General features: G+C 70.8%; 24 protein-coding genes. 15 read left to right on the forward strand and 9 right to left on the reverse strand.

The genetic code is table 11. The annotated features are described in order from the left end of the window. From ACTOWL_RS15660 to ACTOWL_RS15670, 3 genes are all read right to left on the reverse strand, one after another. Positions 1-1121: MFS transporter (locus tag ACTOWL_RS15660; RefSeq protein WP_441322176.1), on the reverse strand; the 1121-nt coding region annotated here is incomplete at its 3' end. Positions 1122-1203: 82 nt separating this feature from the next. Next, positions 1204-1770, reverse strand: coding sequence for a helix-turn-helix domain-containing protein (locus ACTOWL_RS15665; RefSeq protein ID WP_441322177.1), 567 nt, complete (start codon positions 1768-1770; stop codon positions 1204-1206). A 162-nt stretch (positions 1771-1932) separates the two neighbouring features. Continuing rightward, positions 1933-2568 carry an HD domain-containing protein gene (locus ACTOWL_RS15670; RefSeq protein WP_441322178.1) on the reverse strand — a complete coding sequence of 212 codons (636 nt, stop codon included), beginning with the start codon at positions 2566-2568 and terminating at the stop codon, positions 1933-1935. A 164-nt stretch (positions 2569-2732) separates the two neighbouring features. On the opposite strand from ACTOWL_RS15670, the gene ACTOWL_RS15675 reads away from it, so the two are divergent. Continuing rightward, the gene (locus tag ACTOWL_RS15675) at positions 2733-3710 is read left to right on the forward strand and encodes a GlxA family transcriptional regulator (RefSeq protein ID WP_441322179.1); all 978 of its coding nucleotides are present in this window, start codon (positions 2733-2735) and stop codon (positions 3708-3710) included. 3 nt (positions 3711-3713) lie between these two features. On the opposite strand, the gene ACTOWL_RS15680 is transcribed toward ACTOWL_RS15675, so the two are convergent. Further along, positions 3714-4625: a LysR family transcriptional regulator gene (locus ACTOWL_RS15680; protein ID WP_441322180.1), complete on the reverse strand. Its 912-nt coding sequence runs from the start codon at positions 4623-4625 to the stop codon at positions 3714-3716. Between the two features lie 274 nt (positions 4626-4899). On the opposite strand from ACTOWL_RS15680, the gene ACTOWL_RS15685 reads away from it, so the two are divergent. Next, the gene (locus ACTOWL_RS15685; RefSeq protein ID WP_441322181.1) at positions 4900-5670 is read left to right on the forward strand and encodes a sulfite exporter TauE/SafE family protein; all 771 of its coding nucleotides are present in this window, start codon (positions 4900-4902) and stop codon (positions 5668-5670) included. 22 nt (positions 5671-5692) lie between these two features. Here the strand turns inward: ACTOWL_RS15685 and ACTOWL_RS15690 are convergent, their stop codons facing one another. Next, positions 5693-6946, reverse strand: coding sequence for a ShET2/EspL2 family type III secretion system effector toxin (locus ACTOWL_RS15690; RefSeq protein WP_441322182.1), 1254 nt, complete (start codon positions 6944-6946; stop codon positions 5693-5695). A 270-nt stretch (positions 6947-7216) separates the two neighbouring features. Here ACTOWL_RS15690 and ACTOWL_RS15695 point away from each other — a divergent pair, with 270 nt between their 5' ends. Further along, positions 7217-8437 (forward strand): adenylate/guanylate cyclase domain-containing protein, encoded by a 1221-nt coding sequence (locus tag ACTOWL_RS15695; protein WP_441322183.1) that lies wholly within the window; start codon positions 7217-7219, stop codon positions 8435-8437. Here the strand turns inward: ACTOWL_RS15695 and ACTOWL_RS15700 are convergent. Further along, positions 8412-9437, reverse strand: coding sequence for an SDR family oxidoreductase (locus ACTOWL_RS15700; RefSeq protein ID WP_441322184.1), 1026 nt, complete (start codon positions 9435-9437; stop codon positions 8412-8414). The two genes, ACTOWL_RS15695 and ACTOWL_RS15700, sit on opposite strands and share 26 nt — an antisense overlap. An 84-nt stretch (positions 9438-9521) precedes the next feature. Here ACTOWL_RS15700 and ACTOWL_RS15705 point away from each other — a divergent pair, with 84 nt between their 5' ends. Continuing rightward, positions 9522-10121 (forward strand): TetR/AcrR family transcriptional regulator, encoded by a 600-nt coding sequence (locus ACTOWL_RS15705; RefSeq protein ID WP_441322185.1) that lies wholly within the window; start codon positions 9522-9524, stop codon positions 10119-10121. Here the strand turns inward: ACTOWL_RS15705 and ACTOWL_RS15710 are convergent. Continuing rightward, complete coding sequence (locus ACTOWL_RS15710; RefSeq protein WP_441322186.1) at positions 10118-10906, reverse strand: metallophosphoesterase; 789 nt, start codon at positions 10904-10906, stop codon at positions 10118-10120. The two genes, ACTOWL_RS15705 and ACTOWL_RS15710, sit on opposite strands and share 4 nt — an antisense overlap. 216 nt (positions 10907-11122) lie before the next feature. On the opposite strand from ACTOWL_RS15710, the gene ACTOWL_RS15715 reads away from it, so the two are divergent. The 3 genes from ACTOWL_RS15715 (at position 11123) to ACTOWL_RS15725 (ending at position 12532) form a co-directional block, all read left to right on the forward strand. Then, positions 11123-11428: a hypothetical protein gene (locus ACTOWL_RS15715; RefSeq protein ID WP_441322187.1), complete on the forward strand. Its 306-nt coding sequence runs from the start codon at positions 11123-11125 to the stop codon at positions 11426-11428. 132 nt (positions 11429-11560) lie between these two features. Then, positions 11561-11998, forward strand: coding sequence for a VirK family protein (locus ACTOWL_RS15720; protein WP_441322188.1), 438 nt, complete (start codon positions 11561-11563; stop codon positions 11996-11998). A gap of 69 nt (positions 11999-12067) precedes the next feature. After that, the gene (locus tag ACTOWL_RS15725; protein WP_441322189.1) at positions 12068-12532 is read left to right on the forward strand and encodes a heme-binding protein; all 465 of its coding nucleotides are present in this window, start codon (positions 12068-12070) and stop codon (positions 12530-12532) included. Here the strand turns inward: ACTOWL_RS15725 and ACTOWL_RS15730 are convergent. Next, positions 12529-13560 carry a glycosyl transferase family protein gene (locus ACTOWL_RS15730; RefSeq protein WP_441322190.1) on the reverse strand — a complete coding sequence of 344 codons (1032 nt, stop codon included), beginning with the start codon at positions 13558-13560 and terminating at the stop codon, positions 12529-12531. The two genes, ACTOWL_RS15725 and ACTOWL_RS15730, sit on opposite strands and share 4 nt — an antisense overlap. 170 nt (positions 13561-13730) lie before the next feature. Here ACTOWL_RS15730 and ACTOWL_RS15735 point away from each other — a divergent pair, with 170 nt between their 5' ends. Genes ACTOWL_RS15735 through ACTOWL_RS15745 form a run of 3 tightly spaced genes read left to right on the forward strand, consistent with a single transcriptional unit; the run spans position 13731 to position 16591 of the window. Further along, positions 13731-15344 (forward strand): GMC family oxidoreductase, encoded by a 1614-nt coding sequence (locus ACTOWL_RS15735; protein ID WP_441322191.1) that lies wholly within the window; start codon positions 13731-13733, stop codon positions 15342-15344. A 9-nt stretch (positions 15345-15353) separates the two neighbouring features. Next, positions 15354-16049, forward strand: a complete 696-nt coding sequence (locus ACTOWL_RS15740; RefSeq protein ID WP_441322192.1) for an SDR family NAD(P)-dependent oxidoreductase — start codon at positions 15354-15356, stop codon at positions 16047-16049. Then, positions 16046-16591 carry a class I SAM-dependent methyltransferase gene (locus ACTOWL_RS15745; protein WP_441322193.1) on the forward strand — a complete coding sequence of 182 codons (546 nt, stop codon included), beginning with the start codon at positions 16046-16048 and terminating at the stop codon, positions 16589-16591. Before ACTOWL_RS15740 ends, ACTOWL_RS15745 begins: the two co-directional genes overlap by 4 nt. On the opposite strand, the gene ACTOWL_RS15750 is transcribed toward ACTOWL_RS15745, so the two are convergent. Beyond that, positions 16584-17048, reverse strand: coding sequence for a CHAP domain-containing protein (locus tag ACTOWL_RS15750; protein ID WP_441322194.1), 465 nt, complete (start codon positions 17046-17048; stop codon positions 16584-16586). The two genes, ACTOWL_RS15745 and ACTOWL_RS15750, sit on opposite strands and share 8 nt — an antisense overlap. Positions 17049-17316: 268 nt before the next feature. Here ACTOWL_RS15750 and ACTOWL_RS15755 point away from each other — a divergent pair, with 268 nt between their 5' ends. The 5 genes from ACTOWL_RS15755 to ACTOWL_RS15775 all read left to right on the forward strand — a co-directional run bounded on the left by ACTOWL_RS15755 (position 17317) and on the right by ACTOWL_RS15775 (position 22145). Next, positions 17317-18207 (forward strand): proline iminopeptidase-family hydrolase, encoded by an 891-nt coding sequence (locus ACTOWL_RS15755; RefSeq protein WP_441322195.1) that lies wholly within the window; start codon positions 17317-17319, stop codon positions 18205-18207. A gap of 194 nt (positions 18208-18401) precedes the next feature. Continuing rightward, the gene (locus tag ACTOWL_RS15760; protein WP_441322196.1) at positions 18402-19340 is read left to right on the forward strand and encodes an ABC transporter permease; all 939 of its coding nucleotides are present in this window, start codon (positions 18402-18404) and stop codon (positions 19338-19340) included. Further along, positions 19337-20194, forward strand: a complete 858-nt coding sequence (locus ACTOWL_RS15765; protein WP_441322197.1) for an ABC transporter permease — start codon at positions 19337-19339, stop codon at positions 20192-20194. Before ACTOWL_RS15760 ends, ACTOWL_RS15765 begins: the two co-directional genes overlap by 4 nt. Further along, positions 20191-21168 (forward strand): ABC transporter ATP-binding protein, encoded by a 978-nt coding sequence (locus ACTOWL_RS15770; RefSeq protein ID WP_441322198.1) that lies wholly within the window; start codon positions 20191-20193, stop codon positions 21166-21168. The genes ACTOWL_RS15765 and ACTOWL_RS15770 overlap by 4 nt, the downstream gene beginning before the upstream one ends. Beyond that, positions 21165-22145, forward strand: a complete 981-nt coding sequence (locus ACTOWL_RS15775) for an ABC transporter ATP-binding protein (protein WP_441322199.1) — start codon at positions 21165-21167, stop codon at positions 22143-22145. The genes ACTOWL_RS15770 and ACTOWL_RS15775 overlap by 4 nt, the downstream gene beginning before the upstream one ends. Positions 22146-22161: the final 16 nt, after the last annotated feature.

Below are 22161 nucleotides of genomic sequence, written 5' to 3' on the forward strand. Positions count from 1 at the left end.
CATTGGGGCTGGCCGGCGGCGGCCGCGGCCGGCCAGCCCCAATGGCTCGCCGCGGCGGCCAGCAGCGGCGGCCCCAGCAGCGACCCGGAGGCGCCGCCCTGGGCCAGCAGGCCGTTCGCCGTGGCCATGTCGCCGCCGGGCCCGACCGCGTCCGGCAGGCGGGCGAAGACCACGGCCGGCACGGCGCCGGAGATCGCGTTCAGCAGCATCGCCGCCACGGCTGGCCAGAGCCAGGATCCCTCCGACGGGGTGAACACGGCGAACAGCAGCAGCGCCGGCACGATGATTCCGACAGCGGTGAAGCCGCCGAGCGGCCGGTCCCGCCGCATCCACCAGGCGGCGGCCAGGCCGCCCAGCACCGCAGCGAAGGCGGCCGCCCCGGTGATCAGCCCGGCCATCGAGGCCGAGACGCCGCGCTGGCTGGTGAAATAGGCCGGCATCACCGCCAGCAGACCGACCTCGAACACCGTGTAGCAGGCGAAGCCCACCGCCATCAGCCAAGCGCCAGCCGGCGCCCGGAGCGGATGAGCGCCGTTCTTCGCGGCCCGGCGTGGCGCGGCCTCCGGCGGCGTCGGCAGGCGCCAGGACGGCAGCAGCAGCAGGGCGGTCAGCGCGGCGCTGCCCAGCAGCACCCAGCGCCAGGGCACGACCTCCACCCCCAGGCCGGCGAGGATGCTGCCGACGGCGAAGCCGACCGGGAAGAAGGTGCTCCACAGCGCCAGCGCGGTCGCCCGCTGCGCCGGGGTGGCGACGGCGATGGTCAGGGTCGGGGCGGCGACCGCCACGGCGAGATAGGCCGCGGCCTCGACGACCCGCCACAGGAACAGCCCGGCCACGGCCGAGGTGGCGGCCATGCCGGCGGCGGCAATGGCCATCAGCAGCAGCCCGGCCAGCAGGGCGCGGCGGGCGCCGACGCGGCTGATCACCACCCCGGCGAACAGCCCCAGCGTGGCGCCGCCGATCTCGAGCAGCGACACCAGCAGCGCGGCTACGGTCAGGTCGAGGCCGAGATCGTGCTGCATCGGCGGCAGCAGCGCCGACAGCTTGCCGAGCTGCGCCGCGGCGGCCACGCCGGCGGCGTAGATCACCAGGATCGCCAGCCAGGATCCGCGCGACGACATGATCACTCCGTGTTCAGGACCGGGCGATCGTAGCGAAGAAGCGGGGGAGGGCGGCTGAATAAGATATTCAGCCGCCAGAGGCTCAGGCGATGGTCTCGGCCAGGCGCACGAAGGCGCCGTCGGACAGCTGCAGCCGGGTCCAGCGCATGCGGCCCTGGCGGATCGGGACGATCGGCGACCCGTTGGCCCCGGTGTCGAGCTCGACCGCGGGCGACTCGGGCTCGAACCAGCCGTCGTCGGTCAGGGTGGCCTCGGCGGCCTGGATCTCCGGCGTGGCGAAGCGCCAGAGCGAGACGCCCAGTAGCTCCGGCGTGCGGAAGTTCCAGTCCTGGTCGCGCCCGCGCGATGCGGCCAGCAGCCGGTGCGTCAGGTCGCAGACCAGATGGGCGCTGGCGGAGGAGTCGGTGACCAGCCGGGCCAAAGCGTGGTCCGCGGCGCTATCGAGCCGCGCGCTCATCAACTGGCGCAGGCGGCCCTGCTCCTCGGCATCGGGGACCAGCGTGCCGGCCTCCCAGCGCGACACCATCGCCTGCGACACGCGTAGCAGCTCGGCGGCATGGGCCTGCTTGACCCGCCGCAGTGCGCGCCACAGCCGCAACGACCGGCCGAGGCCGTCGGCGGCGCAGATGCTGTATCCCGGGACGGTCATGATGGGCGAAAGATGGGCCGTCCGGGCGCGAGTGTCCAGCGTTGGGGCGTGAGGATCCCCCCACACTGTCATGCCCGGGCTTGACCCGGGCATCCAGAGAGCGTCGACACCCTCTGGATTGCCGGTCAAGTCCGGCAATGACAGGAAGGGGAGGGGCGGGCGTCAGCTCTCCCAATCCGAGCCCAGGATCACATCGGTGAAGTCGACCCGCTGGTAGGTCGGGTCCATCCGGGCCAGCACGTCGGCCTTCACATTGCCGAAGGTGGTCTCCGGCTTGCGGATGGTGCCGTGGGCGAAGGCCTCGATGATGCCGTGCTTGAAGTCGTGGCCGCGCGGATGGGCGTGCACCACCTGGCGCCGCTGCTCCTGAGTGAAGTCGTGGAAGGCGAGGCCCAGAACGTCCATCTCCACCCCGGCCGTCACCAGCGCCACGACCGGGTGCTTGTGCTCCGGGATGCCCGGGGTGGTGTGCAGGGCGATCGAATCCCACACCAGGTCGATGTCGGAATCGGCGATGCCGTGGCGCTTCAGGAAGTCGCGCGCGGCGTTGGCGCCGTCGACCTCGAAGCGCAGGTCGGGGCTGGAATAGGCGTCCACCAGGCCCATGTCGTGGAACATCGCCCCGGCGTACAGCAGCTCGGGATCGAACTTCAGACCCTTGCGCTGCCCGGTCAGGGCGCCGAACAGGTAGACCCGGGTCGAGTGGTGGAACAGCAGGTCGCTCTCGGTGTCGCGCACCAGCTCGGTGATCTCCCGGGCCATGGCGCTGTCGGGAATGCGGATGCCGGCGATGGACATGGTCGTGAACCTTCCGTCGGTTTCGATGCCCTTCATGTGAGCTGCCGACGCCGTCCTCCTCAACGCGGCGGGGGCGGCGCTTCCGGACAAGCGCACGCGGAAATCGGACATTGCGGCCGGGCGGCGGTCATGGGATCGGTCGGCGACAGCAGGAGAGGAACGGGATGCCGGTGCGGACGGTCGCGATCGCCATCTTCCCGGGGGTGCAGGCGCTGGATGTCGCCGGCCCGGTCGATGTCTTCGCCGAGGCCAATGGCTTCATCGACGCCGCCGACCGCTATGAGACGCTGCTGGTCGCCGCCGACACCGCGCCGCTGCGCGCTTCTAACGGCATGCAGATGATCGCCGACCGCAGCTTCGGCGAGGCCGCGGAGCCGTTCTCGATGGTGCTGGTCGCCGGCGGCCCCGGCCTGCCGACGGCGGCGCCCGACCCGAGGCTGTCCGGCTGGCTGGCGGCGGCCGCGCCGCGGGCCGGGCTGCACGGGTCGATCTGCACCGGCGCCTTCGCCTTCGGCCATGCCGGGCTGCTCGACGGGCATCGCGTCACCACGCATTGGCAGAACGCGCCGCGCCTGGCAGAGCTGTTCCCGCGGGCCCAGGTCGAGCTCGACCGGATCTATCTGCGCGACGGCGCGCTGGTGACCTCGGCCGGGGTCACCGCCGGCATCGACCTGGCCCTGGCGCTGGTGGCGGAGCATCATGGCGCCCGGGTGTCGCTGGCGGTGGCGAAGCGGCTGGTGGTGGTGGCGCAGCGCCAGGGCGGCCAGTCGCAGTTCAGCCCGTTCCTGACCGCGCCGGCCAACCTGGACTCGCCGCTCGCCCGGGTGCAGGCGCATGTCATGCAGACCATCGGGGCGACCTTCACGGTCGAGGCGCTGGCCCAGGTGGCGGGCATGAGCAGCCGCAACCTGGCGCGGCTGTTCGTGCAGGAGACCGGCGTGACGCCGCATGAATTCGTCGAGCGCGCCCGGGTCGACGCCGCCCGCAACCTGCTGGAGGGCAGCGACCGGGCCCTCAAGGTCGTGGCCTATGATTGCGGCTTCGGCAGCCCCGACCGCATGCGCATCGTCTTCGCCAAACGCCTCGGCGTCACGCCCGCCCAATACCGTGCCAGCTTCCGGGTGCAGGGGGAGGGGGCCTGACCGCTACCCCTCCCCCTCATGGCCGAAGTCGCGCCCGGCCCAGCGTTCGGCGAGGAAGTCGGCGAACAGGCGGATCTTGGGCGACAGCAGCCGGCTGGGCAGGAACAGCACCTGCACCGGCGCCGACGGGCGCTCATGGCCGGTCAGGACCGGTGTCAGCCGGCCGGCGGCCACCAGGTCGGCGACCTGCCAGGACGGGGCGCGGACAAGGCCAGCGCCGGCCAGCGCCGCGGCGACCGCGGCGTCCAGGTCGTTGGCGCGGATCCGGGCGGCGACCGGGACTGTCACCCGCCCGGCCGTGGTCTGGAATGGCCATGACACGGGGCCGGGTGCGGTGGCGAAGACCACGCAGTCATGCACGGCCAGGTCCTCGGGCACCGCCGGCTCGCCGCGGCGGGCGAGGTAGCCGGGCGCGGCGCAGACCCGCATGCGGATGCCGCCGAGCCGGCGGAGGATCAGGCTCGAATCCGGCTGCCGGCCGATGCGGATGGCGAGGTCGACGCCGTCCTCGACGAGATCGACCGGGCGATCGGTCAATGTCAGGTCGATGGCCAGGCCGGGGTGGCGGGCCAGGAACTCCGGCAGCAGCGGCGCCAGCTTCAGCCGGCCGATCAGCGTCGGCGCGGCGACATGCAGCCGGCCGGCCGGCTCCGACTGATGCGCGGTCAGCGCCTGCTCCGCCTCCTCGACCTCGCCCAGGATGCGGCGGGCCTGGTCGTGGTACAGGCGCCCGGCCTCGGTCAGCGCCAGCCGCCGGGTGGTGCGGATCACCAGCCGAGTGCCCAGCCGCTCCTCCAGCGCCGCGAGCTGGCGGCTGACCGAGGTCAGCGACAGGCCGAGCTCGCGTGCCGCCGCCGACAGGCTGCCGGCCTCGGCCACCCTGACGAAGACGACCATCGCCTCGAAGCGGTCCATGGCGATCCTTGCGGTTTCCGGAAGGATGTCATCCGGAAGAACAGGATACTCCCGGATTTCGCTCCGGCATATCGTCCACGCGATCCATCGATGGAGCCCTCGGATGCCTGCCTTGTCCCATCTCCTCGCTCCGGCGTTGCCGTCGCGACGGTGCTGGTCGCGGCGTTCGCCGGTGCCGCGATGATCGGTCTCGGCTTCGGCCTGGCCGCGATCCTCGGCCGATGAATTGCTCTCGGCGCAATCCGGTGGTTGAGCGGGACGGGCCGGACCGGCCATGGTCGCGCTGATGCCGACCGATCCCATCCTCCTCGCCGTGCTGCTGGGCACCATCTTCGTGATCGCCTTCACCAAGGGCGGCTTCGGCGGCGGCTTCGCCATCCTCGGCATCCCCTCGCTGTCCTTCGTCATGCCGGCGGTGGACGCGGCGGCGGTGATCGCGCCGCTGGTGCTGCTGATGGACGTGTTCACCGTCTGGGCCTTCCCGCCGCGGACCTGGAGCCGGCCGAATCTGCGGGTCCTGCTGCTGCCGCTGCTGTGCGGCATCGCCCTCGGCGGGCTGACCTTCGCCCTGGTCGACCCGGCCTGGGTGACGCTGCTGATCGCGCTGGTCACCCTGATCTTCGCCCTGCGCTGGTTCGCCCGCCGCCGGCTCGAGCAGCCGCGCGCCGCCCCGTCCGGCCGCCGCGCGGCGCTGTGGGGCACGCTGACCGGCTACACCACCTTCGTCGCCCATTCCGGCGGCCCGCCGCTGGCGATCTACCTGCTGCCGCAGCGGCTGGACAAGACCGTGTTCGCCGGCACCTCGGCGATCGTGTTCATGCTCTGCAACATCGCCAAGCAGGTGCCCTACCTGTATCTCGGCGTGCTGGAGCCGCGGAACCTCGCCGCCATCGCCGCGGCGGCGCCGGTGGTGCCGGTCGGGGTCTGGATCGGCCGCCGCTTTCACGACCGCATCGACGAGGCGCAGCTGTACCTCTGGTGCCACCTGCTGCTGGTGGCGATCGGGCTGAAGCTGCTGGCCGACGGGCTGCTCGGAGTGCTGTGAACGGGGACAACGGGGGTCCGCCCTACAGGAGCGACAGCTCGCTTCGCTTGATTCCGAACCGCTTCATCAGTTCGAAGTATTCGGCCCCGCACTTGTCCTTGTCGTTGTGCATGGCCGCAAGCGGCGCCGATCTTCCTGATGTGTCCGTCTCGTTCATCATGGCAACGATGTCGTCGCGGTGGAATCCCAGCATCTCCCAGATCTCGCCCATGGCTCTGACACTGTTCTCATCGCCATGCTCCATGGCGACGAAGAAGGCGGATACCTCGTTGGCATTCTTGTGGCGGACGAGATTCAGCCGTTCGTCCTTTGTCAGCTCGAGATTCCGGAGAATCTCCGCCCAAGCCTTCATCGCCTCCGCCTGCCCGTTCTGCGCGGCGAATTCGAGGGCGGGATGGCCGTTCCTGTTCAGGGCCAGGAGAAGACCGAGATCCAACACGGCCTTCTCATGCCCCGCCCATGTTTGGCCGAGCGCGCGCACGACTGACGGCAGGCCGCTGGTCAAGGCGCAGGTCATAACGAATGCCTGCGACGGGGCCGGGCGGTCTCCCGTGTCGATATAGGTCAGGGCCGATGGGGCTTCGAGCTCAATGTTCTTACACATGGCCATCATGCTCCTGTCATCCCTCCCAAAATACTGTTCACCGCCCTGCACCAGGTCCGTAAAGACGATGTCCTGCATATCGTCTGCACTGTAAAAAACGAATTCATTGTCGTCCGTCGTGATATTGGGATCGTAGATCTTGACGTGAATTTCCGGATCCCCCGCATCCATTGAGATGTTGACCGCCATCTGATGGAGCGACGTCGTCAGGAGAATGTTCGATGATCCGACGCCGGTGGTGCGCATCTGCTTCGCGATATCGCCGATGAAGAATCCAAAGTTCTCCGAGTCGACGATGTGCTTGGCCGTCTCGGGGGTGGAATTTGCGAGGTCATTGGTGTCCTTTTCGATCTCTTCGGTTCTTCCGTCGAAGTTGGCCCAGATGTCGATATCCTCCTGCATCTTTTCGAGGAAGTCCGCCTTATCGGGCGATTCGAAGTAGGCGTAGGCGAAATGGCGGCAGACGATCGGGTTCTCTCCGTCCTGCACCTGGCCATTGAAGTTCACGCGCGGCCGTCCGCTCGGCACGTATCTGGGCGCTCGCCGAGGAACATAGGGTGGAAGATCTCTGCCCGGCGGATCGGGCCTGAACTCTCCCAGGAGCTCGGGATTCGCTTCCGTGACCAAGAACAGCCACTCGGCAAGCGTCAGCCGTTTCGAACGGTTTGCCATGATGGACCACAACTGAGGGGGGAGGATGGTTTCGCGCGGGTGGCGACGACGCGCCGGGGCCGTCCCGCGGGTTCCATCTTCGGATACGAGTCTGAGATACGGTCAGGATCGGCGGGACACCAGGGGTTGGCCCATACCAACCCGGCATGATGCCATGACGGTCCGGGTGTGACCGGCGGAACAAGGCCGGATGGCGGCCGGCCCGAGGACAGCGTGCCGCCGCTGCACCGGCCCTCCGCTTCGTGTAAAGCTTCCGGTCGAGGAGAATCGATGGACGAATCCAAGCTCACCGCACTGTCCGCCTGGACCACCGAGGCGGGGCTGATCGGCCTGTCGGAGACCGAGCTGCTGGCCGGCTTCTGCGCCCGGGCCGTGTTCGCCGGCCTGCCGGTCGCCGGCGGCCTGCTGGTGATCGACACGCTGCACCCGATCTATGAGGGCAACGCCGTGCGCTGGCGCCGCGGCGAGGAGGCCAGCTTCACCGGCTATGGCCGCACCACCGCCGGCGAGCGCGAGGAGAAGTGGCGCGCCAGCCCGTTCTTCCACCTGATCGACACCGGCGAGGAATGGATGCGCCGGCGGGTGACGGCGGAGAGCTGCGTCGAGTTCCCGGCGGTGGCCACGTCGCAGGAGGAGGGGATGACCGACTATCTCGGCGTCCTCAACCGCTTCGAGCCCGAGGGTGCGATCGCCGACTGGGACGGGCTGTTCTCGGCCTGGACCACGGACCAGCCCGGCGGCTTCAGCGACGAGGAGATCGCCGGGCTGCTCAAGGTCCTGCCCGGCCTGGCCATGGCGATAAAGGCGGCCACCCTGGCGCGGATGGCCTCGACGCTGCTGGAGACCTATCTGGGCCGCGACGCCTGCAACCTGGTGTGGTCGGGCCGCATCGCCCGCGGCGTCGCCGACCGGATCGACGCGGTGCTGTGGTTCAGCGACCTGCGCAGCTACACCCGCATCTCCGACAACGCGCCGCCGGAGGAGATCATTCCGCTGCTGAACGACTATGCCGATGCGGTGATCTCGGCGGTGCAGGAGGCGGGCGGCGACGTGCTGAAGCTGATCGGCGACGGCGTGCTGGCGATCTTCCGGCCGGAGGATGGCGGGGCCGAGGCCCGCGCCCGGGCCTGCCGGGCGGCGCTGGAGGCGGTGCGCGGGGCCCGGGCCACGATCGCGATGCTGAACCCGCAGCGCGAAGCGGCCGGCCAGCCGGTGACCGAGATCTATGCCGGGCTGCATATCGGCGAGGTGTTCTTCGGCAATATCGGCAGCGCCCACCGGCTCGACTTTACCGTGGTCGGCCCGGCGGTGAACGAGACCAGCCGGATCGCCGAGATGTGCCGGTCGGCGGACCAGCCGATGCTGGTCTCTTCCGCCTTCGCCGCGGCGGCGGGCGGGGCCGAGGCCGGGCTGGTCTGCGTCGGCCGCTACGCCCTGCGCGGCGTGCGCATGTCGCAGGAATTGTTCACGCTCGAGCCGGACCCGTCGTAGCCAGTAGGCTCTCGGCGCAGTCGACCACCGTGGTGGTCGCGGGACGAGGAGTGAAGCCCAGCACGCGTCGGGCCTTCTCCGAGGTCAGCCTGAATTGGCGCCCGAGCAGCGGCGCCAGCGGCTTGAGTTGCGGCTGGAACGGCAGCAGCAGCTGCAGGATGAAGGCCGGCAGCGTGCGGGTCGGCACCTTGCGGCCCCGCGCGCCGAGGCCGGAGCGCAGCGCCCGGGCGATGTCGGCCATCCACAGGAACTCGCCGGCGGCGATGAAGCGCTCGCCGGCGGCCTCGGGCGTGGTCATGGCGCGGATATGGGCGTCGGCGAGGTCGCGGACATCGACGACCCAGAAGCCGAGCGGCGGAATCACGGGAGGGCGGCCCTGCGTCAGCCCCTCGATGATCCGGACCGAGCCGAGAGTCTCCGCCGCCAGGATCGGGCCGAACACCGCGCCGGGCAGCACGGTGGCGAATTCGGTCGTCCCGCCCTCCTGGCGCATGAAATCCCAGGCGGCCCGTTCGGCCAGGATCTTGGAGACCCGGTAGGCGTCGAATTGCGGGTCGTCCGGGTCGGCCCACATGGTCTCGTCGCTGACCGTGTCCGAGCTCAGCGGCGGCCGGGCGGTCGCGGCCGCCGAGGTCATCACCACGCGCCTGACCCCGGCCGCCACGGCGGCCCGGAGCACGCGCAACGTGCCGTCGCGGGCGGGGCCGACATAGGCATTCCGGTCGGCCGGGTCGGGGCCGCCGAGGGGCGAGGCGACATGCAGGACATAATCGCAGCCGGCCATCGCGGCGTCCCAGCCGTCCTCCGCCGTCAGGTCGGCGATGGCGAAGCTCAGCCCGTCATCCGAAGCGCCGCCGCGGGCCACGGCCGCCCGGGCCGCGAGCTCCTTCGCCGGGCTGCGGATGGTGGTGCGCACGGCATAGCCGCGGTTCAGCAGCTCGACGATGCACCAGCCGGCGACGAAGCCAGTTCCGCCGGTCACCAGGACTGTCTCGGTCATCTCGTCTCCGGAGGCCATTGTGTCCAAAATCTACGGCCGTATACATTGGAGGGAGGCCATAAGTCTACAAGTGTGTGATTAGCGATGACCAAGACGGACACTCAACCCGGCACCCGGCGTCGGCGGAACGCGGCGGCCACCCGCGAGGCGATCCTGGCCTCGGCGCGGCAGGCCTTCGCGCGGTCGGGCTACGACGGCGCCGGGGTGCGCGAGATCGCGGCCGGGGCGGGGGTCACCGCCATGCTGGTGAACCGCTATTTCGGCTCGAAGGAACGGCTGTTCGCCGAGGTAGTCGCGGCGACCATGGCGGACCCGACGATCCTGACCCCGGCCAATCTGGCGTCGCCCCGGCTCGGCGAGACCATCGCCAAGGCCCTGGTCGACATCACCCGCACCGGCGCCACGCCGCTCGACGGCTTCCTGATCATGATCCACTCGGCCTCCAGCCGGCGCGCCGCCGAGATCGCCTGCGAGCAGATCGAGCAGGGCCACCAGACCGTGCTGGCCGGCGCGCTGCAGGGCAACCTGGCGCCGCAGCGGGCGGCGCTGATCCTGGCCTTCGTCGCCGGGGTCCAGATCATGCGCCAGGTGATCGGCCTGCCGGCGCTGGCCGAGGCCGAGCCCGAGGCTCTGGCGAGGCTGATGGCGCCGCTGCTGCAGCGGCTGGTCGACGGCGAACCCTAGAGCCGCCAGACCCGCAAGCCGCGCATCCGGTCGCCATGGATCAGCACCGCCGACAGGCAGCCGGTGGCGAAGGCGCCGGTGTCGACGTCGATGCGGTGCGGGTGGTCCAGGTCCAGCCGGTCGGCCGGGGTGTGGCCGTGGATCACCGCGACGCCCTCGGGGAAGGGGTCGGGCCAGTCCAGGAACGGGTCGCGGATCCACAGCAGCGTGCGGCGGTCCTGCTCCGCCAGCGGGCGCTGCGGGTCGATGCCGGCATGGACGAAGACCAGGTCGCCGATCCGATGGGTGACCGGGCAGCCGCGCAGCCAGCCCAACAGGTCGGGCCCGATCGCCGCCCGCACCCGGGCGCGCCAGTCGCCGTCGAGATCGGTGACGCCGCATTCGGCCAGCACCCGCTCGCCGCCATAGCTCAGCCAGAACTGCAGGCTGTTGTGATCGGTGGCGCCGTCCAGCAGCGCCAGCATGCGGTCGTCGTGATTGCCGAGCAGGGTGATCGTCTCGGCGCCCGCGACGCCCTGCCGCGCCAGGGCCAGGGCCCGCAGATTCTCCGGGCCGCGGTCGACCAGGTCGCCGAGATGGATCAGGGTGCAGCCGGTACCGCCGGGCAGGGCCGCGAACTCCGCCGCCACCAGCCGGTGCATCGCCTGCAAGAGGTCAGCCTGGCCGTGCACGTCGCCGATCGCGGCCACCGCGCGGCCCGGCGGCAGCGGCCGGATCGCCGGGCGCCAGGGATCGCGGCGCGGGTCGAGATGGCGCGGCAGCCTGTCGAGATCCTCCGGCTTCATGGCGTTGCGTCTCGGTTCGATCGAATCATGGCGCCCATCATAACAATGCTGCGCCGGGGTTGCAGGATGCTGTGCAGCACTTAGGTAAGTCGTGCGGACGGCCGATATCGCACCACCCCGAGTGTGGGAGGTCCCGCGACGCGCCGTGGCATGCGGCCCGGCGCGACCCGATCGACAGGCCGCCTCGAGGGGCGGCTCCATCGACAGGAGCACGCGATGAAGCTCAACACCGCATTGGTCGACCGGACGGTGACCCGGTTCGGGGCCCAGGCCCTGCCCGACAACCATCCAGCCATGTCCCAGCTGAGCACCATGTTCGGCGAGCACACTTTCCTCCTCGACGGCGAGGGCCTCTACATCCTCGAGGCGGTGGAACTGCCGCCGGCCGGGGCTCCGGCGGGGCAGGTGATCAAGCTGGCCAGCTGGGCGGATGCCGAGCGGACGACGCTGGCACCGCACGAGCCCGAACCGACCGACGTCGTCATCGAGCTCGGGCCGATCGATCCCGACAAGGACGCCTGACGACAGCGGGCGGCCGGGCAGAGGTCCGGCCGCCCGTGTCCTCCGCGGCCCGCCATCGGCGCGAATCGGATAGGATCGCCGTCCCATGGCCGGAGGTCCGGCCGCCCTATCCACCGGAAGGACTCGCTGCCGATGACCCGTCATCCGTTCGGCCGCGCCTCGGCCGCGGCGCTGCTCGTCCTGCTCACCGCCGCGGCGCCGGCGCGGGCCGGCTGGGACTACGCCAAGCTCGACCGCGAGCTGCGCGAGGGCGACAAGCCGAGCGTGATCATCGACCTGGCCAAATGCCTCGACCCCTCCGGCGCCGGTGGCCCACCGGTGGTCGCGGTGCCGACCTTCAGCACCTACAACCTGACGCCGCAATTCATCGCCACCTCCGAGACCCATGCCTTCGAGGCGGCGAATGGCGCCATGTCGCTGGAATACATCCGGCTGCGGATCTTCCCGGACAACACCGCCGAGCTGAGCCTGAAGCATCTGAACCCGTCGACCTATGAGCCGGTCGGGCCGGCGACGGTGCTGCGTTGCCGGCTGACCGACGGCTCGCTGACCCTGCGCGACGGGGACTGACGGCGGCGCCATGGCGCATCGGCGGCGCGGCTGTGGCAGGATCGGTCCAGGAGATTCGAGGAGGGACCGATGACCGACCATGCCGCCCGCACCGCCGAGCTGGAGGCCGAGGAGGCGCGGCTGGCCTTCGACCGCTTCGACTTCGCCGAGGCCTGGGCGATCGGCCGGACGCTGGTCGAGGCGGCGCCGGCGCCGGTCGCGATCCGCATCCAGCTCGGCGACCGGGTGCTGTTCGCCGCTTCGCTCGACGGCACCGCGGCCGACAACCAGATCTGGCTCGACCTGAAATCGGCCGCCGTCCGCCAGTTCGGCCACAGCACGCTGTGGCTGCACCACCGGCTCAAGGCGCGCGGCCGGACCCTGGCCGAGAGCCCGTCGGTGCGCACGCCGATGATCGATCATGGCGGCGGCTTCCCGATCCGCATCGGCGCGCAGGTGGTCGGGTTCATCGGCGTCTCCGGCCTGCCGCACGAGGACGACCACCGGCTGATCACCAGCGCGATCGAGCAGTACAAGGCGGGGCGGGCGGGTTAGCCGTTCCGCTCCCGCCACAGCGCCGTCGCCCGCTCCAGGTGGCGGGCATGGGCGGCGTCGCCGCTGTCGCCGGCGATCACCGCCAGAGCGACGGCGGCGGTGCCGACCACCGTCGCCTCGGCCGCGGGATCCTCCGCGGCGCCGGTCCAGACCGCGCGGAAATGCTCCAGGTCGTGGCGCGCCAGCCGCTCGCCGCGGCCTTCGCCGACGATCGGCGGCACCGTCTCGTCCAGCGCCTCGCCGGCCACCAGGCGCTGCAGCGACAGCGCCTTCAAGGGCGTGCGCTCGGCCTCGCCGCCGGCGCCCTTGACCACGCAGAGGTCGCTCTGGCCCAGCAGGCCCGCAGTGTCGCGGTGCAGATCCTGATAGGCCGGGTGAAACACGCCGACGAAGCTGGCCTTGGCCGCGAACGGGTTCAGCAGCCGGGCGGCGGAGTTGACCGGGCTGCGCAGCCCCAGCACCGGCCGCAGCTCCATCAGCTCGGTCAAAGTGCGGCTGACCGCGCGCAGCGGCAGATAGGCGAAGCGGGCGGTGTCGAGCGTCCGGGCCGCCTCGGCCGGGGTCTCGCCCACCGGCAGGCCCAGCGCCCGCACCGCATCCTCGGTCTCGATGCCCTCGGTGACCCGGACATTGATGCCGTGCATCAGCACCGGATGGCCGGCGCGGGCGACCAGCAGGGCCGACAGCAGGAACCAGGGCGCGCCGCGGGTCTTGCCGGCGGCGTAGGACGGCCAGTCGAGAGCCGGCCGGGTCGCCGGGGCGGCAGTGACCACGGCGCGGGCGGCGCGGATCATGCCGGCCAGCTCGGCCGCCGTCTCGCCGCGATAGCGCTCCAGCAGCAGGAAGGCACCGACCTGCATGGGGTCGGCCTCGCCGGACAGGATGATGGCGAAGGCGTCCTGCGCCTCGGCCTCGGTCAGCGGCCGCGACCGCCCGGGGCCGCGGCCGATCGCCGCCAGATGCGCCGCCATGCGCTGCCGCGGCGGCGAGTCCAGGGTGGCGGTCACGGTTTCGACGTCGCTGGCCATGGCCTGTCTCTCGCAGTGTCGCTTGCGAATGGTTAGCGCGGGCCGCCCGGCCCGTCGAGCTTCGCCGGGGTCGCGGGCGCATTGTATGGCTGCCGGCCTTGTAGGAAGATCTGCGCAGAAGGCCAAGAACCGGGACGGATTGGGATGGTGCTGAAGCAGATGGCGGGCCGATGACGCGGACGATCGGAACGTTCGACACTGTCATCGTCGGCGCCGGCTCGGCCGGCTGCGTGCTGGCCAACCGCCTGTCGGCCGACCCGAAGGCCTCGGTGCTGCTGCTGGAGGCCGGGGGCAAGCCGGGCACCATCTGGGTCCATATTCCCGTCGGCTATCTCTACACCCATGGCGACCCGCGCCTCGACTGGTGCTTCAAGACCGAGCACGAGGCCGGGCTGGGCGGCCGCGCGATCAACTATCCGCGCGGCAAGGTGCTGGGCGGCTGCTCCGCCATCAACGGCATGATCTACATGCGCGGCCAGGCGCGCGACTACGACCAGTGGCGGCAGCTCGGCAATGCCGGCTGGGGCTGGGACGACGTGCTGCCCCATTTCATCCGGTCGGAGGATCATTGGCAGGGCCGCTCGGCCTTCCACGGCGCCGGCGGCGAATGGCGGGTCGAGCCGCAGCGCCTGTCCTGGAAAATCCTCGACGCCTTCCGCCAGGCCGCGGCCGAGGCCGGCATCCCGCCGACCGAGGATTTCAACACCGGCGACAACGAGGGCTGCGGCTATTTCCAGGTGAACCAGCGCCGCGGCATCCGCTGGACCACGGCCAAGGGATTCCTCAAGCCGGCGCTGAAGCGGCCCAACCTGGCGGTCGAGACCCACGCCCAGGTGCTGAAGCTGCATCTCGAGGGCAAGCGCGTCGCCGGCGTGGTGTTCCGCCGGCCGGACGGCACCGAGGCCTATGCCGCGGCGGGGGAGGTGGTCCTGGCCGCCGGCGCCGTCGGCTCCCCGGCCATCCTGCAGCATTCCGGCATCGGCCCGGCCGATCTCCTGGCCGCGCACGACGTGCAGCCGGTGCACGACCTGCCGGGGGTGGGCGAGAACCTGCAGGACCATCTGCAGCTGCGCCTGGTCTACAAGGTCAAGGGCGTGCCGACCCTGAACGAGCGGGCGAACCGGCTGCTCGGCCGCATCGGCATGGGCGTCGAATACGCGCTGTTCCGCAGCGGCCCGCTGAGCATGGCGCCGAGCCAGCTCGGCGCCTTCGCCCGCAGCGACGCGGCGCAGGAGACGGCCAATCTCGAATACCATGTCCAGCCGCTCAGCCTCGACCGGTTCGGCGAGCCGCTGCACAGCACTCCGGCCTTCACCGCCTCGGTCTGCAACCTGCGGCCGCACAGCCGCGGTTCGATCCGGATCAAGAGCCCGGACCCGACGGCGTCGCCGGCGATCCGGCCGAACTACCTGTCGGAGGAGGCGGACCGCCTCGTGGCCGTCGACGCCATCCGGCTGACCCGGCGAATCGCCGCGGCGCCGGCCCTGGCCCGCTATGCGCCGGAGGAGCTGCGGCCGGGCCCGGCGCTGCAGGACGAGGCCGAGTTGATGCGGGCGGCGGGCGACATCGCCACCACCATCTTCCACCCGGTCGGCACCTGCAAGATGGGCCGGGACCCGCTGGCCGTGGTCGACGAGCGGCTGCGGGTGCGCGGTTTGGCGGGGTTGCGCATCGCCGACGCCTCGATCATGCCGACCATCACCTCGGGCAACACCAACGCGCCCACCATCATGATCGCCGAGAAGGCATCGGCGATGATCCTCGAGGATCGCCGCCCGGGCTGAGGAGGTTTCATGGAGTTCCAGGATCGTCATGTCGTGATCACCGGCGGCACCGGCGCGCTCGGCGCGGCGGTGGTCGGGCTGCTGCTCGAGGCCGGTGCCACCTGCCACGTCCCGGTCCGCGACCTGAAGGATTCGCGCCGCTTTGCCCATCGCGGCCATGACCGGGTGGTGCTGTCGCCGGTGCCGGACCTGACCGACGAGGCGTCGGTGGCGGCGTTCTACGGGGCGCTGCCCGGACTCTGGGCCTCGATCCATGTCGCCGGCGGCTTCGCCATGGCACCGGTCGGCGACACCGACAAGTCGATGCTGCAGCGGCAGCTCGACACCAACCTGATCAGCGCCTTCCTGTGCTGCCGTGCCGCTGTCGCGGCGATCGGGCAGGGCGGCGGCCGCATCGTCAATGTCGCGGCCCGGCCGGCGCTGGAATGGCGCCAGGGCGCCGGCATGACCGCCTACACCGCGTCCAAGGCGGCGCTGGCCGCCCTGACCGTGGCGCTGGCGCAGGAGGTTGCGGGGCAGGGCATCCTGGTGAACGCGGTGGCCCCCTCGATCATGGACACCCCGGCCAACCGCGCCGCCATGCCCAAGGCCGACCCCGCCGCCTGGCCGAAGGTGGAGGAGGTGGCGGCGACCATCCTGCACCTGTCCTCGCCGGCCAATAAGGTCGGCCGTGGCGCGATCGTGCCGGTTTACGGCAAGGCGTGACCGGGCCGGTCTCTCCGCGCATCCTGGCCGCGGTCGACCTGCTGGCTCCGCGGCCGGGGGAGAGGCTGCTGGAGATCGGCTGCGGCACCGGCCAGGCGATCCAGGCGGTGATGACCCGCGCGCCGACCGCGACCGTGGTCGCCATCGACCGCTCCGACACCGCCGCGGCGCGGGCGCGGACCGTCAACGCGGCGGCAATAGCGGCCGGGCGGGTGAGCATCTTGAAGGGCGACATCGAGCACGGGCCGGTGGAGCCGGGCGGCTTCGACCGGATCTTTGCCATCCGCGCGAACAGCTTCTGGACCCGTCCCGGCCTGGCCCTGCCGCATGTCGTCCGCAGCCTGCGCCCGGGAGGGGAGGTCTGGATCATTTACGACGAGCCGGCGGACCGAACCGTCGAGACGATCCGGTCGTCGCTTGCGGCTTTTGGTCTCCAGGCCGTCCGGACCGAAGCGGTGCCGGGGGCGCTCGCGATCATCGGGGCGAAGCCAGGCCCGGCGAGCCAGAGCCGTCCGACGTGGTTTCGATCTCGATTCAGTTGAGACCGACCAGCCATCCGATCCGGCGATTGGGCTTCTGGAAGACAGCGAGGTCGGTGACCTGGATCGAATCCCCGAACCTCGTGTCGTTGCCCTTGGAGCAATGAACGACGTGGGTGTCGTCGAGGATGATCCCGATATGGCCCTGATGGCCGTTGCTGTCCGGGAAGACGATCACGGCGCCCGGCCGGCTCTGGCTCTCCTCCATGATCCCTGTGCTCTTGCCGATGTCGGTCCAGACCGCGGTGGTCTCGAACCAGCCGTTGTTGAACCGGACGTAGAAGTGCTCGGTCATCATCCGGCTGAAGCCGAAACACCAGGCGACGAAGCCGGTGCAGTCGCATTGCCCGCCGGCGGCCGGGGTGGGCGAGCCCGGGTTCATGCCGCCCTTGCCCAGCTTGTAGCGAATCCCCTGGCCGACGGCGGAATGCGCGCGCCCCAGAACGGCGTCCAGCATCATGATATGCCTCCTTGGAAATGAGCTCTCGAGAAAGGGCCATGCAGAATAGGCCGACATCATCGGGCGGTTCCGCGACGTCGCCATCCTCCAAACGGACGATGCCATGCGATTTTTTCGACGTTGCCCGTGCGGGCCGTCGGATCGAGCCGATCAAGCGCGTCGGCACGGCGACCGCGGGTCATGATCTTCCCTGTCGGCCGTCTTGTCTGATTTGTCCGATCAGTCTAGCGTTTCGCGACGCAAAAAAGATCATGACGGGGATGGCAGGATGTGGCGGGAGATCGCGCCGGATCGGCGGGACGAGATTCGTGTCGATGGCCACAAGGTGGTGGCCTACAGCTTCGGCTCGGGGCCGGAGACGGTGCTGTGCCTGAACGGCGGCCCGGGGCTGCCCTGTGACTATCTGCGCGACGCCCATTCCTGCCTGATCGACCAGGGCTACCGCGTCGTCGCCTTCGACCAGCTCGGCACCGGCGCGTCGGACCGGCCGACCGACCCGTCGCTGTGGACCATCACCCGCTATGTCGAAGAGGTGGAGACGGTGCGGCAGGCGCTCGGCCTCGGCCGGGTGCATCTGCTGGGCCATTCCTGGGGCGGCTGGCTCGGCGTCGAATACGCGCTGACCCACCCCGAGGCGCTGAAGACGGTGATCCTGGAAGACACCGCCGCCGACATCCCGCATCTGATCGGCGAGCTGGAGCGGCTGCGCGCGGCGCTCGGCCCCGAGACCGTGGCGATGATGCAGCGGCACGAGGCCGAGGGCACGCTGGACCACCCGGTGTACCAGGCGGCGATCACCATCCTGAACCACCGCCATGTCTGCCGGCTGGACCACTGGCCGGCGCCGGTCAAGCGGTCGCTCGACGACTGGAACATGGGCCCCTACGGCACCATCCAGGGCCCCAACGAGTTCCTCTACACCGGCAATCTGAAGGACTGGAACCGGCTGCCCGACATGCGCCGGATCACCGTGCCGGTGCTGATCACCTGCGGCCAGCATGACGAGCTGACGCCGGCCTGCGCGCTGCGCATGAAGCTGGCGCTGCCGAACGCCCGGCTGCATGTCTTCCCCAACTCCAGCCACATGCCGTTCTACGAGGAGCCGCACGCCTATTACCCGGTGCTGCTCGACTTCCTCGAACAGAACCGGGCCGCCTGATGCCGGACTGTCCGCAGGGCGGATGGGCCGGAGCCGCCCCCTCACCCGAAATCGCTGACGCGATTTCGACCTCTCCCCAAAGAGAGGTGAAGATTCCCTCTCCTTGGGGAGAGGGCGGGGCCCGACGCCGAAGGCGGCGGGAGGGTGAGGGGGAGAGCCGGCCTCGCCTGAACGCGGGAAGAGGCTGACCGTCGATGCACCGCTTCCGCTTCGTCCTGACCCGTCCGCTGCAGCTGATCCCGGTGCTGTTCGGCATCAGCGTCATCACCTTCGTGCTGATCCGCTCGATCCCCGGCGATCCGGCGCGGGTGCTGCTCGGCACCAAGGCGACGCCGGACGCGATCGCCCGGATCCGCGCCCAGTTCGGGCTGGACGAGCCGCTGTGGACGCAATACGGCCTGTTCCTGCAGAACCTGTCCCAGGGCGAGATGGGCCGGTCGATCCTGTACAGGGTCCCGGTGCTGCGCCTGATCGCCGAGCGGATCGAGCCGACCCTGCTGCTGGTGTTCGGCGCTGTGCTGCTGTCGCTGCTGATCGCCGTGCCCTTCGCCGCCATCGCCGCGCGTCGCCGCGGCCGGCTGGCCGACCACGCCATCCGCATCGTCTCCACCACCGGGCTCGGCCTGCCGCCGTTCTGGCTGGGGATCATGCTGATCCTCCTGTTCAGCGTGACGCTGGGCCTGTTCCCGGTGGCGGGCTACGGCGACGACTGGGCCGACCGGCTGCACCACCTGGTGCTGCCCTGGCTGACCATCGCCCTGGCGCTGTCGGCGGTGCTGACCCGGACGCTGCGGGCCGCGATGATCGCCGAGCTGCGCTCCGACCAGGCCACCGCCGCACGGGCGCGCGGCCTGCCCGAGGGCATGGTATTCTGGCGCCATGTCGTGCCCAACGCCATCGTCCCGACCATCAACCTGCTGGCAGTCAACATCGGCTGGCTGATCGGCGGCACCGTGATCATCGAGAACGTGTTCTCGATCCCCGGCATGGGCCAACTGCTGGTGCGCGGCATCTTCACCCGCGACTACATGGTGGTGCAGGGCGTGGCCATGGCCTTCGCCGTGGCCAGCGTCACGGTGAACTTCCTGGCCGACATCCTGACCGTCGCCCTCGACCCGCGGGTGAAGCTGTGAGCGCCGTCGCCGGCACGCCCACCGCCCGGCTGCGGCTGAGGCTCAGGCTGCCGCGGGTGCCGGGCGCGCTGTGGTGGGGTGCCGGCATCGTCGGCTTCTTTGTGCTGACGGCGCTGCTGGCGCCCGTACTGGCGCCCTACGACCCGATCGCCCAGGACACCGCAAACGCGCTGCTGCCGCCCGGGCCGGGGCATTGGCTCGGCACCGACAATTTCGGCCGCGACGTGCTGTCCCGGATGATCTGGAGCGCCCGGATCGACCTGATGATGGGCGTATTCGGCGTGCTGATCCCGTTCCTGCTCGGCACCGCGGTCGGCTGCGTCTCCGGCTATTTCGGCGGCTGGGTCGACGTCGTGGTGATGCGGGTGGTCGACATCGTCATCGCCTTTCCTTTCCTGGTGCTGATGCTGGCGATCATCGCCATCCTCGGCCCCGGCCTCGGCAGCTTCTTCATCGCCATGGCCCTGGTCGGCTGGGTCTCTTACGCCCGGCTGGTCCGGGCCCAGGTGCTGGTGCTGAAGGCCAGCGATTTCGTCACCGCCGCGCGCAGCCTCGGCTACGGCCATCTCCGCATCATGGCCCGGCACATCCTGCCGAATGCGATGGTCAGCTCGATCGTGTTCTCGATGTCCGACGTGGTGCTGACCATGCTGCTCGGTGCCTCGATCAGCTATCTCGGCCTTGGGGTGCAGCCGCCGACGGCGGAATGGGGGCTGATGGTGGCGGAAAGCCAGAACTTCATCATCCGTGCCTGGTGGATCGCCGCCTTCCCGGGCGTGGCGCTGGCCGTGATCGCGCTCGGCTTCAGCCTGCTCGGCGACGGCTTCGGCGAATGGCTCGGGGTGAAGGAATGACCGCGCCGCTCTTGGAGGTGCGCGACCTGTCGGTGGCCCTGACCCGGGCGGGAGAGGTGACGACCATCGTCGACCGCGTCTCCTTCGCGCTCGAGGCAGGGCAGGTGATCGGGCTGGTGGGCGAGAGTGGCTCGGGCAAGAGCGTCACCTGCCGGGCGCTGATCGGCCTCTTGCCGGGGAGCCTGCGCATCGCCGGCGGCTCGGTGTGGCTCAAGGGCCGCGACCTGGCGGCGTTGGAGCCGGAGGCGCTGCGCCGGGTGCGCGGGCGCGAGATCGGCATGATCTTCCAGAACCCGTCCAGCCATCTCGACCCGGTGATGCGGATCGGCGACCAGATCGCCGAGGGCATCCGGCTGCACCGCGGCGCCTCGAAGCGCGAGGCGCGGGCCGCCGCCGTGGACCTGCTGCGCCAGGTCGGCATCCCGGACCCGGAGCGGCGGGCCGGCGGCTATCCGCATGAGTTCTCCGGCGGCATGCGGCAGCGGGCGATGATCGCCACGGCGCTGGCCTGCGACCCGGAGGTGCTGATCGCCGACGAGCCGACCACGGCGCTGGACGTCACCGTGCAGGCGCAGATCCTGCGGCTGCTGCTGGACCTGCGCGACCGGCGCGGCCTGGCCATCATCCTGATCACCCACGACCTCGGCGTGGTGGCGCAAAGCTGCGACCGCATCGCCGTGATGTATGGCGGCACGCTGTGCGAGGCGGGGGCCAAGCGGGCCGTGCTGGCGGCGCCGCGGCACCCCTACACGGCCCGGCTGATCGCCTGCCAGCCCGCCCATGGCGGCAGCGCCGGCCTGCTACCCTTCATTCCCGGCCAGCCGCCGGCTTTGGCCGATCTGCCCTCCGGCTGCCGCTTCCACCCGCGCTGCGACCGCGCCTTCGACCGCTGCACGGCGGTGCGGCCGGATCCGTCCTGGCCGGAGCCGGGCCATATGGCGGCCTGCCACCGGGCGTTGGGGGACGCGGCATGACGCTGCTCGACGTCCAGGACCTCGAGGTCCATTTCCGCGCCGGCGGCCTGCCGCTGCCCGGGCGCTCGCCGCGGCTGGTGCGGGCGGTCAACGGCGTCTCCTTCACCCTGGCGCCGGGCGAGGCGCTGGGCCTGGTCGGCGAATCCGGCTGCGGCAAGAGCACGCTCGGCCGCGCCATCCTGCGGCTCGGCGAGATCACCGGCGGCGCCATCCGCTTCGGCGGCGCCGACGTGGCGTCGGGCGGCCGTGCCGGCGTCGCCCGCCTGCGCCGCGAGACGGCGATGATCTTCCAGGACCCGTATGGCGCGCTGAACCCGCGCATGGCGGTGGGCGAGGCGATCGCCGAGGTGCTGCGGGTCCACCGCAAGGTGCCGCGCGACCGCATCCCGGCGCGGGTGGCGGAGCTGCTGACCCTGGTCGGCCTCAGGCCGGAACATGCGGGCCGCCGCCCGGTCGAGCTGTCCGGCGGCCAGTGCCAGCGCGTCGGCATCGCCCGCGCGCTGGCGGTCGAGCCGAGGCTGATCATCGCCGATGAATGCGTCGCCGCGCTCGATGTCTCGATCCAGGCCCAGATCATCAACCTGCTGATCGAGCTGAAGGCCCGGATGAACCTGGCGCTGATCTTCATCGCCCACGACCTCGCCGTGGTCCGCCGGCTGTGCGACCGGGTGGCGGTGATGTATCTCGGCCGGATCGTGGAGGAGGGGGCGGCCGAGGCGGTGTTCGCCGCGCCGAAGCACCCCTACACCCAGGCGCTGGTGCGGGCGATCCCGGAGATCGACCCCGACCGCACACTGCCCGCGGACCTGCTGGGCGGCGAGCCGCCGAGCCCGCTCGACCTGCCGCCGGGCTGCGCCTTCCATCCGCGCTGCCCCTTCGCCATGGCGGAGTGCCGGGCCGGGGCGCCGCCGGCGCTGCGGCCGGTCGACGGGCGCTTCACGGCCTGCCATCTCTATCCTGCAATCCCCGCAAACTGAGACGGGGCAACAACGG

This window comes from Inquilinus sp. CA228 (assembly GCF_052078665.1).
Taxonomy (GTDB): Bacteria; Pseudomonadota; Alphaproteobacteria; order DSM-16000; family Inquilinaceae; genus Inquilinus.